13 protein-coding genes are annotated in these 13,266 nt (G+C 38.3%); 8 read left to right on the top strand and 5 right to left on the bottom strand.

Going from position 1 to position 13,266, the window contains the following annotated elements:
- Positions 1-228 precede the first annotated feature (228 nt).
- Positions 229-2,490, top strand: coding sequence for a glycoside hydrolase family 3 C-terminal domain-containing protein (locus AAEU33_RS11255; protein WP_345987524.1), 2,262 nt, complete (start codon positions 229-231; stop codon positions 2,488-2,490).
- A gap of 177 nt (positions 2,491-2,667) precedes the next feature.
- On the opposite strand, the gene AAEU33_RS11250 is transcribed toward AAEU33_RS11255, so the two are convergent.
- Positions 2,668-3,228: a DUF2652 domain-containing protein gene (locus AAEU33_RS11250; protein WP_345987522.1), complete on the bottom strand. Its 561-nt coding sequence runs from the start codon at positions 3,226-3,228 to the stop codon at positions 2,668-2,670.
- Between the two features lie 203 nt (positions 3,229-3,431).
- Positions 3,432-4,178, bottom strand: coding sequence for a metallophosphoesterase (locus AAEU33_RS11245; protein ID WP_345987520.1), 747 nt, complete (start codon positions 4,176-4,178; stop codon positions 3,432-3,434).
- Positions 4,179-4,273: 95 nt separating this feature from the next.
- Between AAEU33_RS11245 and AAEU33_RS11240 the strand changes: the two genes are divergently transcribed.
- Positions 4,274-4,909 (top strand): alpha/beta hydrolase, encoded by a 636-nt coding sequence (locus AAEU33_RS11240; protein WP_345987518.1) that lies wholly within the window; start codon positions 4,274-4,276, stop codon positions 4,907-4,909.
- Between the two features lie 60 nt (positions 4,910-4,969).
- On the opposite strand, the gene AAEU33_RS11235 is transcribed toward AAEU33_RS11240, so the two are convergent.
- Positions 4,970-6,172, bottom strand: coding sequence for an MFS transporter (locus AAEU33_RS11235; RefSeq protein WP_345987516.1), 1,203 nt, complete (start codon positions 6,170-6,172; stop codon positions 4,970-4,972).
- A 114-nt stretch (positions 6,173-6,286) separates the two neighbouring features.
- On the opposite strand from AAEU33_RS11235, the gene AAEU33_RS11230 reads away from it, so the two are divergent.
- Positions 6,287-7,036: an AraC family transcriptional regulator gene (locus AAEU33_RS11230; RefSeq protein WP_345987514.1), complete on the top strand. Its 750-nt coding sequence runs from the start codon at positions 6,287-6,289 to the stop codon at positions 7,034-7,036.
- Here the strand turns inward: AAEU33_RS11230 and AAEU33_RS11225 are convergent, their stop codons facing one another.
- Positions 7,037-7,621 carry a TIGR00730 family Rossman fold protein gene (locus AAEU33_RS11225; RefSeq protein WP_345987512.1) on the bottom strand — a complete coding sequence of 195 codons (585 nt, stop codon included), beginning with the start codon at positions 7,619-7,621 and terminating at the stop codon, positions 7,037-7,039. It lies immediately after the preceding gene.
- A gap of 41 nt (positions 7,622-7,662) precedes the next feature.
- A complete protein-coding gene (locus AAEU33_RS11220) occupies positions 7,663-9,051 on the bottom strand; it encodes an MFS transporter (protein ID WP_345987510.1) in 1,389 nt (462 codons plus the stop codon).
- A 142-nt stretch (positions 9,052-9,193) separates the two neighbouring features.
- On the opposite strand from AAEU33_RS11220, the gene AAEU33_RS11215 reads away from it, so the two are divergent.
- The 5 genes from AAEU33_RS11215 to AAEU33_RS11195 all read left to right on the top strand — a co-directional run bounded on the left by AAEU33_RS11215 (position 9,194) and on the right by AAEU33_RS11195 (position 13,210).
- Positions 9,194-9,664 carry an Lrp/AsnC family transcriptional regulator gene (locus tag AAEU33_RS11215; RefSeq protein ID WP_172279344.1) on the top strand — a complete coding sequence of 157 codons (471 nt, stop codon included), beginning with the start codon at positions 9,194-9,196 and terminating at the stop codon, positions 9,662-9,664.
- Positions 9,665-9,942: 278 nt separating this feature from the next.
- Positions 9,943-10,710 carry a methyltransferase domain-containing protein gene (locus AAEU33_RS11210; protein WP_345987508.1) on the top strand — a complete coding sequence of 256 codons (768 nt, stop codon included), beginning with the start codon at positions 9,943-9,945 and terminating at the stop codon, positions 10,708-10,710.
- Complete coding sequence (locus AAEU33_RS11205) at positions 10,694-11,167, top strand: GNAT family N-acetyltransferase (RefSeq protein WP_273648554.1); 474 nt, start codon at positions 10,694-10,696, stop codon at positions 11,165-11,167. The genes AAEU33_RS11210 and AAEU33_RS11205 overlap by 17 nt, the downstream gene beginning before the upstream one ends.
- 237 nt (positions 11,168-11,404) lie before the next feature.
- Positions 11,405-11,746: a hypothetical protein gene (locus tag AAEU33_RS11200; RefSeq protein ID WP_273648555.1), complete on the top strand. Its 342-nt coding sequence runs from the start codon at positions 11,405-11,407 to the stop codon at positions 11,744-11,746.
- Positions 11,747-12,037: 291 nt separating this feature from the next.
- Positions 12,038-13,210 (top strand): T9SS type A sorting domain-containing protein, encoded by a 1,173-nt coding sequence (locus AAEU33_RS11195; RefSeq protein WP_345987505.1) that lies wholly within the window; start codon positions 12,038-12,040, stop codon positions 13,208-13,210.
- Positions 13,211-13,266: the final 56 nt, after the last annotated feature.

The following is a 13,266-nucleotide window of genomic DNA, read 5'->3' as shown; positions in this document are numbered from 1 at the left end:
TTTTCAATTGCTACTATGGCATTACAATTTTTAGCTTTTATCCTTTCCGGGTGAAAAAAAATCATGTATCTTTTTTCAGTAGCAAAAACCCTTACAACAGGGAGCTTTGTGATTTGTTCGTTTGGATAAGAACCTGATATAATTGATTATTTCTTAAAAATTTTCATTATCTCAATTTGAGATAATAAATAAATTTCCTATTTTTGTTACGAATCAAAAAAAGGTTTTATGTTTAAGAAAACTGCCATAGTAAGTTTATTCACTCTTATTTCAATTTCTTCAATGGCTCAGAATACTACCCTCCCGATCTATTTAGATGAATCGAAACCGGTTGAACAACGTGTTAAGGATGCTCTTTCCAGAATGACACTGGAGGAAAAAGTAGCCATGCTTCACGCACAATCAAAATTCAGTTCACCAGGTGTTCCAAGATTGGGAATTCCTGAATTCTGGACAACAGACGGACCTCATGGGGTACGTCCGGAAGTTATGTGGGATGAATGGAATCAGGCAGGCTGGACCAATGATTCAATTATTGCTTATCCGGCATTAACTGCTTTATCCGCTACATGGAATAAAAAAATGTCATGGAATTACGGTAAAGCATTAGGAGAAGAAGCCCGATACAGAAAAAAAGATATCCTTCTCGGACCCGGAGTTAATATTTACAGAACTCCACTCAACGGAAGAAACTTTGAATATATGGGGGAAGACCCTTACCTGACTTCCAAGATGGTAGTTCCTTATATCCAGGGAGTGCAATCGAACGGAGTAGCAACGAGTGTAAAACATTTTGCCTTAAATAACCAGGAAATGTTCCGCCATACCAGCAATGTTACCGTGGACGACAGAGCCCTGTATGAAATTTATTTACCGGCTTTTAAAGCAGCAGTAACCGAAGGGGATTCATGGACGATCATGGGCGCTTATGATATGTATAAAAACCAGTATGCCAGCCAGAACCAATACCTTTTAAATGATATCCTGAAAGGAGAATGGAAGTATAAAGGAGTGGTCGTTTCAGACTGGGGTGCGGTAAACAATACCGAACAGGCGATTCATAACGGACTGGATCTTGAATTCGGAAGCTGGACCAACGGTTTATCGGCAGGAACAAAAAATGCATACGATAACTATTATTTAGCTAAACCTTATCTGGACCTTATTAAATCCGGAAAAGTGGGAACTAAAGAACTGGATGACAAAGTGAGCAGACTTTTAAACCTGGCTTATAAAACAACAATGAACCGAAACAAACCTTTCGGAAATATTGCTTCCGCTGAACATCAGGCTGTAGCCAAGGAAATCGGTGAAGAAGGAATTGTTTTATTAAAAAACCAGGGGAACGTATTACCAATCGATCTCACCAAAACTAAAAAAATAGCAGTAATCGGTGAAAATGCGATTAAGATCATGACTGTTGGTGGTGGTTCTTCATCATTAAAAGTAAAATATGAAACATTACCCTTAGACGGAATCAAAAAAAGATTCGGAAAGCAGGTTGATGTGCAGTATGCAAGAGGATATGTTGGAGATATCGGCGGAGAATACAACGGGGTAAAATCCGGACAGGACCTGAAAGATACCCGTTCTGAAACCGAATTAATTAATGAAGCTGTAGAGCTGGCTAAAAAATCTGATGTTGTTATCTTCATTGGAGGATTAAATAAAAGTGATTTCCAGGACAGCGAAGGAAATGACCGTAAAAGCTATGGACTTCCATACAACCAGGATCATCTGATCTCTGCGTTGGCAAAAGCCAATAAAAATCTTGCGGTTGTTTTAGTTTCCGGAAATGCAGTAGCGATGCCTTGGATTAAAGAAGTACCTACCATTGTTCAATCCTGGTATCTGGGTTCTGAAGCAGGAAATTCCATCGCTTCTATCTTAGCAGGCGACGCAAATCCTTCAGGAAAATTGCCATTTACTTTTCCGGTTAGGCTGGAAGACAATTCTGCGCACCAATTAGGGGAATATCCGGGCCAAAAAGATCAACTGGCAGCAGGAAAAGGAAAAGATCAAAAGAATCCGATCAACATTACTTATAATGAAGGAATTTTCGTAGGATACCGTTGGCATGATACAAAAAACATCAAACCTTTATTCAGCTTCGGACACGGACTAAGCTACACGACTTTCGAGTTTGGAAAAGCTAAGGCGGATAAAACAACGATATCCCAGGATGATACAATTACATTTACCGTACCGGTAAAAAATACAGGGAAGAAAGCAGGTGCTGAGGTCGTTCAATTGTACATCAGTGACCTTAAATCCTCTGTTCCACGTCCGGCAAAAGAGCTCAAAGGTTTTGAAAAAGTATTTTTAAATCCCGGAGAGCAGAAAGAAGTAAGCATTAGCATTGACAAAACAGCACTAAGCTATTTCGATGCCGATAAACATGACTGGGTAGCTGAACCGGGAGATTTTGAAGCCCTGATTGGAAATTCTTCAGATGCCATTAAAACTAAAGTGAAATTCACTCTAAAGTAGATAATTTTTTTTTCATCATTTGTGTTTTTTGACCTCCCGAAAGGGAGGTTTTCTTTTTATATAAAATCAAGATTTTGTATAATAAAACCCTCCAAAACCATCAACTTATTACAATCAATATTAAAATAAAATGCGCAGACTAATCCGGGCACACCTATAGCATTTACAAGGAAAAAATTAAATATGCTGTTCTATTCCTTCAAAATAATGGATCACTCCAACATCAGGCAGGTTTTGTTCCTCATCAGTATAAAAATTACTGCTGCTCTCTGTACTTTCAAGGAAAGAATTGCTGAATAAGGCATAAGAAGGTTGTTTTGCAAAATCATTTTTCAACAGCTTATGAGCTTCTACCACAGGTGCTCCATACAACTTTCTGAAATTTCCAATTTTATATTGGGAAAACTTTCCGTAATGAACAATAAATTTTAACGATAGATCGATGGAAATGCTTAATGCTTCATTGAGCTCAGCTACTTTTCTGCTAAATGCATTCTGCATATTCTGAAGCATATTGGAGATTTTTTTAAAAGATGGGTTTTTATCATATCTGAAAAATAAAATGGCATCCCCTTCAATTTCAGAAATTTCAAAATACCTGTTATTAACATCGATCAGAATAGATAATAATTGTCGTACAATATACTCTCCCGTGTATAATTTCGTGTTCAATACAAATTCGGTAAATCCATTGAAATCCGGAATCAGTATAATACCCTCTTGTATATTTGCATCCATGATGTTGAGTTTAAAAACCTGTTGTATCTAAAGACGTAACAAGTTTCATTTTACTTTATTCACCCGCCATATAATGATCGGGGTGAGGCAATGGCAACAACCAGAAAGCAAGGTTCAATTCCACCTGAAATTTATCTACTCGTGTGAAATCAACTCCAAATAAATTATCAAATTATTTAAGTATTACATCAACATTTACAATATTACACCTCAATAATCAGCTCTTTTTCATACCCGTTATATTTCTCGTCAATATATCCATGCGGATTACAAATAATTTCAGTTTTTTGAAACACATATCTGCAAGGCGTGTGAATATGGCCATGAATCCAATAAAGTGGTTCATATTCTTTAATCATATCTTCCAGATCGGAAGCATACGCTGAGGTTAAAGGATCATTCTTATATTCTTCAGGAACTGATTGAATACTTGGGGCGTGATGAGTTACTATAATATTTTTTAATCCCTTTGAATTTTCCAGATTCGCCTTTAATGTTATTTTCGAGAGCTGATGAATTTTAAAAGTATCAATTGTTCTCAACTTTGAATAGGAAGGATCCCTGCGGATTTTAAGGTAATCATTCATTCTTGGCTGACAAAGCATTCCATACTTTACCGGATTTCCAAAGATCGAAAAATCTGTCCACAATGTGCATCCATGAAACCTGACTCCTTCAAAGTCTACAAAAGAATCTTCAAGCACAAAAACTGTAGAATCCTCTGCTGCCTGTTTTATCTTATTCAATGTTTTTGGATAAGAACCTTTATAATATTCATGGTTACCAAGTACATAAATAACAGGTTTATCAGGAATCTTACCCTTAATCCATTCAATACCTTTAGTCCCTAAATTAATATCACCAGCCAATACAACAATATCTGCTCTATCAAATGATAATTCAGTAGAACCAAACTCCTGGTGCAGATCGCTGATAATTTGTATTTTCAAACCTTTAAGTTGAGATAGAATAATTTTCCGATTAACAAAAATACGACAATATCAAAAACTATAATTACCTTTATCCTTTTAATGAAGGGAATTCTATGAAAACAGTTACAACCATTCTTTTTGCTTTTCTTCTCACAGCAAATTTTTTAAAGGCTCAACAAAAACAGTATATTTTCTTTCTCCATAACAAGTTTCTAGAAGGCCATTCATTGACCGAAAAGCACCCGCAATATGGTATTGCCGAATATACTCCGATCCTGAATAAGCTGAAAAGCAAAAACACTGTAGTGATCTCAGAAAAAAGAGCCGATCAGACCGATCCGGAAGTCTATGCCCGAAAGGTTATTGCCCAGATTGACAGCCTGCAGAGAAAAGGAGTTTCTTCCCGTAATATCAGTATAGTTGGTACCTCACAGGGTGGCTATATTGCCCAATATGTTTCTTATTACGCTAAAAATCAGGATCTGAAATTTGTAATTATCGGCTCGAGCTTCAAGGATGATTCGTTAAATAAAATTGCTGGTTTCAAACTGTACGGGAAAATACTTTCCATCACGGAAAAATCTGATGAAGGCCATGTCCCTTTATCTTCCGAAAAAAGATATCAAAACTCAAAATTAGGGGCATTTAGAGAAATAGAGCTCAACACTGGAATGAAGCATGGCTTTTTATTTAAGGCCTTGGATGTCTGGCTTGATCCGACTAAAGAATGGATTTATAAGAATTTCTGATTCGGGTTGCCAGATAACAAGATTACGTCATATCCGGTAACAAACAAAAACTTACAGCTCTCAACCTTCAACAAATTTTCTCTGCGCCGCTCTCATTCCGAAGAAAAACATCAGAATGACTGAAATTCCAAGGAAAGCAAATGAGTATTGCCACGACGCGTCCCAATCGTGCAGCTTTCCAAAAACAGCAGGCCCGAAAGCTGCAATCAGATAACCTACTGACTGGGCCATTCCTGAAATTTTAATGGCATTGGCGCTTGATTTTGTCCGTAAAGAGAAAAATAAGATCGATAAGCTAAATGATAATCCGTTCGACAGACCTAATAAAATTGCGGTCGCATAGATCCATTGTGATTTCAGTAAGGCAAACATGACAATACTTGCAAACATAAGGATACAAAGGAAAATGATCATGATTCGCTGATCTTTCATCTTGTTGGCAATGATGGGTCCCACAAAAGTAATCGGAATCATAGAAATCTGAATCACAAACAACACCCAACCGGGAGCATTCCCATTCATTCCGTAATCATTAAGGACAGCAGGCAACCAGGAAATTAAAGAATAGTATACCAAAGACTGTAACCCCATAAAAATACTGATATTCCAGGCCTGAGCCGATCTAAACATATTAAAATCCGACTTCGCCGTTGAATTACCAGCCTGGCGTACGCTGTTTTTATTTAATAATAACTCCAAAAGAACGACCAATAAGGCCAAAAGGGCGATCACCAGCCATATTCCGAGGGAACCACGCCATCCATATCCCGTCCATTCTCCAAGGCTCACGCTGTATCCCGAAGCCAAAGCGGCAGTAAGATTCATGGCTACAGCAAAGATACCGGTCATTAACCCGATCTGTTTTGGAAAATTATTTTTAATATAGCCGGGTGTAATCACATTTCCTACACAGATTCCTAAACCAATCAATACGGATCCTGTAAATAAGGTCCAGACCGATCCGAAAACCCTCAGGAATAATCCAAAACTCAGAATAACCAACGCGTACAATAGAAACCTGTTGATACTAAGCCGATGTGAAAACCTGCTTACCAGAACAGAACAACCGGCAAACATCAGTAAAGGTATCGAAGTAAGCAGGCTGCTTTGAAAATTATCAAGATGCAAAGACTGGCTGATCTGGTTCAGTACCGGTCCTACAGAAGTAATGGGTGACCTTAGGTTACTCGACACCAAGACAACAACCAAAACATTGATTAACAACAGAATATAGGAAGCTTCTTTTCTTGTTTCGTTTTTCATAATGGGGATTAAAATTATTACAGCAAAATTAATCATGTTAATTTGCATACATTTGCCATAATATTAATCTAAAACGACATGACCTCTTCCAAACCCTTATTGAATGTCGATGAAATGCAAAAACCATATTTTGTCTGGTTTGAAGATAACTGGAGGCATGATGATGTTCTTCATATTCATGAGAAAAAAGGACAGCTTGTCTATGTGGAAAGCGGATTTCAATATCTTACAGTAGAAGGGAAAATGTATCTTTTACCCCAAAACCATGCGGCCTGGATTCCACCGAAGGCTTTGCATAAAACCAATTCTCATTCTGAAAGTATCCGGCTGATGATTATGTTTTTTGATGTTGATACAGAAGATCCTTTTTACCATCAGGTTCATGTATTTTCAGTACCAGCAGTGTTGAGAGAAATGATCAGGTACGCTGAAAAATGGTCGATGAATACTACCGAAAATAACGATGAAAATATTTTCCTAAAAGCACTGTATAACGAGCTTCGTAACTTTGTGGCCGATTCTATTCAGCTTCACATCAGCCTTCCTCAGGATAAAAGATTAACACAGGCGATCAATTACCTGAATACCCATTATACCGAAGATCTTAAAATGGAAGATCTGAGCGATATTGCTTCATTGTCACTCAGGTCCCTGGAAAGAATTTTTAAAAAAGAAACAGGACTTACGCTGATCAAGTATCAGCAGATGCTTCGCATCATCAAAAGTATGGAATTACTAAGTGCCAATGAATGGACCATTTCTGAAATCGCTTTTCAGGTCGGATATAAAAGCCTGCAAGCCTACACCAACAGTTTTCAGTCGGTCATGCAATACAGGCCCAGTGATTTTATAAAAAACTTATGATCAGACCTCATCCTTAGAGATCCATTTTTCAACATTTGGAGCCTCGTAATTCTTCATTTTCATTAAAAGGGTATCAATATTGTCATCTACGATCAGCATCTTTTGATTGGTTTCTTTTAAAAAACCTTTATCAACCATATTCTGAGACATCTGTAACAGGTCATTATAGAACCCATTGACATTCAGAACAGCAATTGGCTTTTGATGCAGCCCAAGCTGTGCCCAGGTCATCATTTCAAAAAGTTCTTCCAGTGTTCCATAACCGCCCGGCAGAGCAATAACCCCATCGGATAATTCGTTCATTTTCGTTTTACGTTCGTGCATCGTTTCTACCAGAATGAGTTCACTTAATCCCAGGTGGGCAATTTCTTTCCCCTGCAGAAAATGAGGAAGTATCCCTATTGCTTCCCCTTTGTTTTCCATAACCCCGTTAGCTACTGTTCCCATCAATCCGCTGATCGCACCGCCATATACCAAACCTATATGCTCTTCCGCAAGTTTCTTTCCAAGCGCATAAGCTTGTTCTTCATAAACCGATTCGTTTCCAAAACTTGATCCACAAAATACGGTTAGTCTCTTTATCATGATTTCTCTTTTTTAATAATTATTATCTGTACAAACACTTCTTATAAAACGGCAACCTGCTCTCTTTTCACTTTATGCTCCCTGATGATCAAATATACCAGAATTCCAAGTGCACATACTGCATAAGCTGATAAAATAATGATACTTAAACTGCCAACTGCCAGATCTGACGGGAACAACTGTCCCATTAAAGTCATAAATGACAGACCGATTCCAGCTCCCAGAAAATAGTTGGTGCTCGTTAAGCTTGAAGCAATCCCATAATGCGATGCCTCCACATCCCGGATTCCCAGAATGGATAAACTTGTAAAGCAAAAGGTCATTCCTATTCCGGATATGCATGCGGCACCCAATAATACGATCGTTAATGGATGTCCCCAATAAATAGCTCCCAACAAAGATAAAGCTCCTGCCAGCATAAAAGACCATCCGAAAATTCCCATTTGTGCAGGATTCAGCTTTTTGGAAATCGCAGGTAATACAAATTTAGCCACTAACGCAGACATAACGCTGAAAGGAACCAACATCAATCCTGCGGAGGCGGCACTGTATTCCATATCTTTCTGAAGCATCAAAGAGATCAGGAATAAAAATCCAATGAAAAATGCACCCAGTGTAAAAAAGGCAATATTAGAAGCCATGAGTGATCTGTGTTGGAATAATTTGAGATCAATCAACGGCTGTTTGATGGTTCTGAGACGGTAGATTACAGAACCTAAAAGTATAACCGCAACCACAATTGATCCGATGACTAAAAAAGGCTGTTCCATAATCAGAATAAGCTCGTGTGTTCCATAGGTAAGGCTTAAAAGGCCTAAAACCAGCAATATTCCTGAAACGGCATCTGTTTTCTGCGTACCTTCCGATTTTTCATCTGCCGGAAGATATTGGTAAGCAAAAATAAGCGTCAGCAAAAGGATAGGTACATTGATCAGGAATACCCAATGCCAGCTTAGGTAAGTACTGATGATCCCTCCTATTGACAAGCCGCTTCCAGATCCGATCGCAGCAAAAGAGCTGAAAACACCCAATGCTTTATTCCTTTCCTGATTTTCCGTAAAAGTATGAGTAACGATAGATAATGCTGACGGCATGATAAATGCCGCTCCAAGTCCCTGTAAAGCCCTGAATATAGCCAGCATTTCGAAATGAGTGGAAAGTCCTGCTCCCAATGATGTCAGCATAAAAATTAACGCTCCCAGTAAGAACATTTTTTTACGTCCGATCTGATCAGACAGTTTCCCTCCGATAATCAGAAAGCCTCCGAAAAATAAAACATACAAGGTCTGAAGCCACTGAACAGTTTCTGCCCCGATATTGAACTGTTTCTGAATAGCAGGAATGGTAAGATTAATGATAGCAATATCCAAAGCCTCCACGAACGTTCCGATCGATGCGAGTATTAATATTAAATTTCTTCTTGTTCCCATACTATTCAAATTTCCTGCAAAATTAAAATTATTAGAACGTATGTAAAAATTTAGTTTTAAATTTGGAACAAAATATTTATACAAGACAAATAAAAGAACAAATGTTCTTTTAAGATAATATTACCATAAAAAAACAGAACAAATGCAACCCGAAAAATATACCCTCGACGAAAAAGACCTCTCTATCCTGCGTTTACTGCAAAAAGATGCCAAACTAAGTGTAAGGGATATTTCCACACGCATCAATCTTAGTCCGACACCCACCCATGAACGGATTAAGCGCATGGAAAAATCAGGAATTATTAAGGAATACACTACTGTTTTAGACCGGAAAAAAGTCAATAAAGGGATGATGGTCATATGTATGATCGCTTTGAACGCCCATAATAAAAAGATGGCTACAAAATTCATCGAAGAGGTCTGCAAATTAAAAGAAGTTGTTGAGTTTTATAACATCAGTGGTGATTTTGATTTTATGCTAAAGATCCTGGCTCCCAATATGGATGAGTTTCATGAGTTTTTTGTGAATAAACTTTCGGAGATTGAAGGGATCGGGCAGACAAAAAGTATTTTTGTGATGAACAGTATTAAAGAAAGCACTCAGATCATTTAAAGTTTTGTAAGCCCAAAGACATTCTTTTTTGAAGGTCAGGTTTTAAATTACAAGATTCCAATCACCGGTACATGTAAAGAAAAAAATATTTTTGTATAAAATACAGATCGCAATTAAAGCCATCTTTCACCACCTTTAAAACCTACACATAAAAATTCTATTTTAAAAAATACTATAATCAACGCTTTCCATTTTAATTTAAGAAAGTTTTAATCAAATTTATCCTCCCATTTAATCAGGAATAGCTAAATTCAGGTGATCAATTAAAAACATTTGTTATGCCTTGGAATCCTGACGTTTACAATCAATTTAAAAATATCCGTTTCAAACCTTTTTTCGACCTTGCGGAACTCATTACCGGGGAAACGCCGATGAAGGCCATAGATTTAGGCTGTGGGACGGGAGAACAAACGGCTATTCTCACAGAAAAATTTCCCCAAGCCGAGTTTATCGGAATCGACTCCTCTCCGGAAATGCTTGAAAAATCCAAAACCCTGGAAAATGACCGGCTTCATTTCAGAATGTCCACCACGGAAGAGATGCTCACGGGTAATGAAACCTGGGACCTTATTTTCAGCAATGCAGCCCTTCAATGGTCTGATGATCACCCTCAGTTATTCCCCAAGCTGATCTCAAAACTTAAAACAAACGGACAGCTCGCCATCCAGATGCCTTACCAACCGGGAAACACCCTGAATAAGATCTTAACTGCTCTTGCCGGAGAAGAACCTTTTAAAAGCTATTTACAGGGATGGAACCGGCCTTCTGCAGTGCTCACGATAGATGAATATGCTCAGATCTTATTCGAGAACGGAATTGAAGAATTAAATCTTTTTCAAAAAGTGTATCCTATCATTGCTGAAGATCATGATACTTTGTTCAATTTTATTTCCGGTTCAGCTTTAATACCCTATCTGGAAAGGCTGGATGAAGAACAACAAAAAGAATTTATCCACGAGTTTAAAGCCCGCATTGCTACAAGTTTCCCCAAGCTTCCTGCCATTTATGCATTTAAAAGAATCTTACTCTATGGAAGAAAAAAATAAAGAGCTTCATCTGCGCAAAGTAACCTTCGGCGATTTAAAGACGGTTATAGAAATGCTGGCTGATGATGTACTGGGAAAAAACAGAGAAGAAGTTTCGGATCCCCTGAACGAACAATATATCTCAGCCTTCAGAAGCATCGAACAAAACCCTTATCAGGATTTACTGGTTCTGGTCAATCGGGATGATGAGATCCTGGGAACCCTGCAGGTCACGTACCTTCAATACCTCAACCACAAAGGAAGTAAACGTGCATTAATCGAATCTGTCCGTATCCATTCGTCGATGCGGGGAAAGGGTTTGGGTGAAAAAATGTTTCACCTGGTGATTCAACGGGCTAAAGAAAACGGAGCTGATGTCGTACAGCTGATGTCGGATAAAACAAGAACTGAGGCACTCAGGTTTTATAAAAAGCTTGGGTTCACCGCTTCCCATGAAGGCTTTAAAATGAAAATTTAAAATAAATCCGAAACTTTATAATTATCGTATATGCTTATGGGACACCGTATTAAAAAATAAATTAAATCAAAAGACAAAAATATTTTAAAACAGATGCAAGATTTTCGGATTACCGGATTTAAGATATAAACCAACTGATGTTACTTCGAAACCTGCTTTGGTATGGGCTTTGAACAAGAAAACAATATAATAAAACAAGGTTAAAAACTTAAAATAACAACAAAAAGCTATCATACAATGAAAAAAATACTAGCATTAGCGATTTTAACATTAGGAATATTCAACATGAACAGTTGTACGGCAAAGCCATCCGCACAGTCAGGAGATCAGGAAAAAGATATGACGATCGAAGCAAAAGGAAAGATCACGAAAATTGAAAATGGAAAAGACGGCTATATGGCCACCATTCAGGATGCTGACGGGAAAGAATACGTGGCAACGATCAGTATTGTGAACCTTCAGAAAAGCGGCAGTACCTACAAACGTTATGAAGTAGGTGATTCGATCTATGTAAAAGGCCCTTCCTGGAAAGATGATCAGGGCAAAGTATATATCAAGGCTGAACAGCTTAAACAATAAAGCAACCATTTTTTTAATAATTCTCTATCATGATATCCTTCAAAAAAAATTTGAAGGATATTTTTTGATGATCAGATCCAGGCCAATAAGCTCTGCATCGTAAATATACAGATAATTAGATGGCATAAATAAATAGAATAGATATTAACCATAATCCAACACAACCCTTTCAGTACTATATTCCAAACACTTACAGCTCTAAAATACATCCCACAAAAGTGACTAAAATATTATTTACACCATAATATTTCCTAAATTAGTGACAACTAATAACCATCAAAACTCAAATTTATGAGAACATCACTATTATGCGTGAAAAATAGCATAGCAGCGGCTATGGTATTTCTAACGGGTATGGCTGGCGCCCAACAATGGCTGGTCAATGGAAACAGCGGAATTGCACCCAACAATTACGTAGGCACCGTAGACAGCAGAATTCTGTATCTGAGAACAAACGGCGCCACTTCAAATCCCAATCAGGCACTTCTGAATGAATTCGGTTCGTTTATCGTAGAAACAACGAATAATACCAATGCCTCAAAAGCCAAAGGAAGCATTATTGCGGGAATATCCAATACTTTGGGAGGCCAGGCCGGCAGCAGCATTGTTGGTGGATGGACCAATAACCTTAGTAATGCGGGAGGAGCTAATATCGTAGGCGGACAGGATAATGCTGTTTTGAACAATGCCAGCAAATCGGTTGCACTGGGTTGGAAGAACATCATCAGGAACCATAATGAATTTGCACTAGGAGTGGGAATCGATCTTACCGAAGAGTATTCCGGAGGATTTGGAATCGATCTTGCAGCCACAGGTAACCGTTCATTCGTTATCGGAGCAGGAACCGGCGGAGCCAAGCTTACCAATACCATCCCCTATTCTATTATGCTGGGAATGTCCGGTAATTCAACAATGCTGATCAAAGATCAGAGTGTTGGAATACGGACCAACGCCCCTACAGCTAATTTCCATACCGTAGGAACCGTAAGGCTTCAGGATCTGCCCGTAGGAAGCGGACGTGCATTGGTTGTGGATTCTAACGGTAACGTCATGGTATCCAACTCAATTCTCTCCAGAACGGCCCCTTCTGATGAAACTGTTCAAAAGCTTGAAGACCGTATCAAAACCCTTGAAAATACTGTTGAAGAACTCAAGCAACTTCTTGTAAGCAAAAATACCATCACTGATATTTCCCTTTCGGATACCCCTTTCCTGGGGCAAAATGTCCCTAACCCGGCAAAGAATGAAACAAGTATCCGGTATTTTTTACCTCACCATATAAAAATCGCTTCACTGGACATCTACAATATTTCCGGACAGCTTATTAAATCTGTTCCTCTTCGTGAGAAAGGAAACGGAACGATACGACTTTCCGGATCAGAACTTCAGTCCGGCATTTATGTGTATAAAATGACAGCAGACGGCAAAGTAACTGATGCCAAAAAGCTTATCATACAGGATTAAATTCTTGATATATTTTTTTTCAAAAAAGCGGTCGCTGAGGTCATGCCTTCAACGAC

The organism is Chryseobacterium sp. Chry.R1 (assembly GCF_039645525.1).
GTDB classification, from domain to species: Bacteria; Bacteroidota; Bacteroidia; order Flavobacteriales; family Weeksellaceae; genus Chryseobacterium; species Chryseobacterium proteolyticum.
This window is presented reverse-complemented; position numbering and strand designations above follow the sequence as displayed.

What these genes read in the sequence shown, in the direction of transcription:
- AAEU33_RS11235 (WP_345987516.1), bottom strand. Translation starts at nt 6,172, where the DNA reads ATGAAAAACGAAACAAGAAAAGAAGCTTCCTATATTCTGTTGTTAATC.
- AAEU33_RS11225 (WP_345987512.1), bottom strand. Translation starts at nt 7,621, where the DNA reads ATGATAAAGAGACTAACCGTATTTTGTGGATCAAGTTTTGGAAACGAA.
- AAEU33_RS11205 (WP_273648554.1), top strand. Translation starts at nt 10,694, where the DNA reads ATGGAAGAAAAAAATAAAGAGCTTCATCTGCGCAAAGTAACCTTCGGC.
- AAEU33_RS11220 (WP_345987510.1), bottom strand. Translation starts at nt 9,051, where the DNA reads ATGGGAACAAGAAGAAATTTAATATTAATACTCGCATCGATCGGAACG.
- AAEU33_RS11240 (WP_345987518.1), top strand. Translation starts at nt 4,274, where the DNA reads ATGAAAACAGTTACAACCATTCTTTTTGCTTTTCTTCTCACAGCAAAT.
- AAEU33_RS11250 (WP_345987522.1), bottom strand. Translation starts at nt 3,228, where the DNA reads ATGGATGCAAATATACAAGAGGGTATTATACTGATTCCGGATTTCAAT.
- AAEU33_RS11200 (WP_273648555.1), top strand. Translation starts at nt 11,405, where the DNA reads ATGAAAAAAATACTAGCATTAGCGATTTTAACATTAGGAATATTCAAC.
- AAEU33_RS11230 (WP_345987514.1), top strand. Translation starts at nt 6,287, where the DNA reads ATGCAAAAACCATATTTTGTCTGGTTTGAAGATAACTGGAGGCATGAT.
- AAEU33_RS11210 (WP_345987508.1), top strand. Translation starts at nt 9,943, where the DNA reads ATGCCTTGGAATCCTGACGTTTACAATCAATTTAAAAATATCCGTTTC.
- AAEU33_RS11195 (WP_345987505.1), top strand. Translation starts at nt 12,038, where the DNA reads ATGAGAACATCACTATTATGCGTGAAAAATAGCATAGCAGCGGCTATG.
- AAEU33_RS11255 (WP_345987524.1), top strand. Translation starts at nt 229, where the DNA reads ATGTTTAAGAAAACTGCCATAGTAAGTTTATTCACTCTTATTTCAATT.
- AAEU33_RS11215 (WP_172279344.1), top strand. Translation starts at nt 9,194, where the DNA reads ATGCAACCCGAAAAATATACCCTCGACGAAAAAGACCTCTCTATCCTG.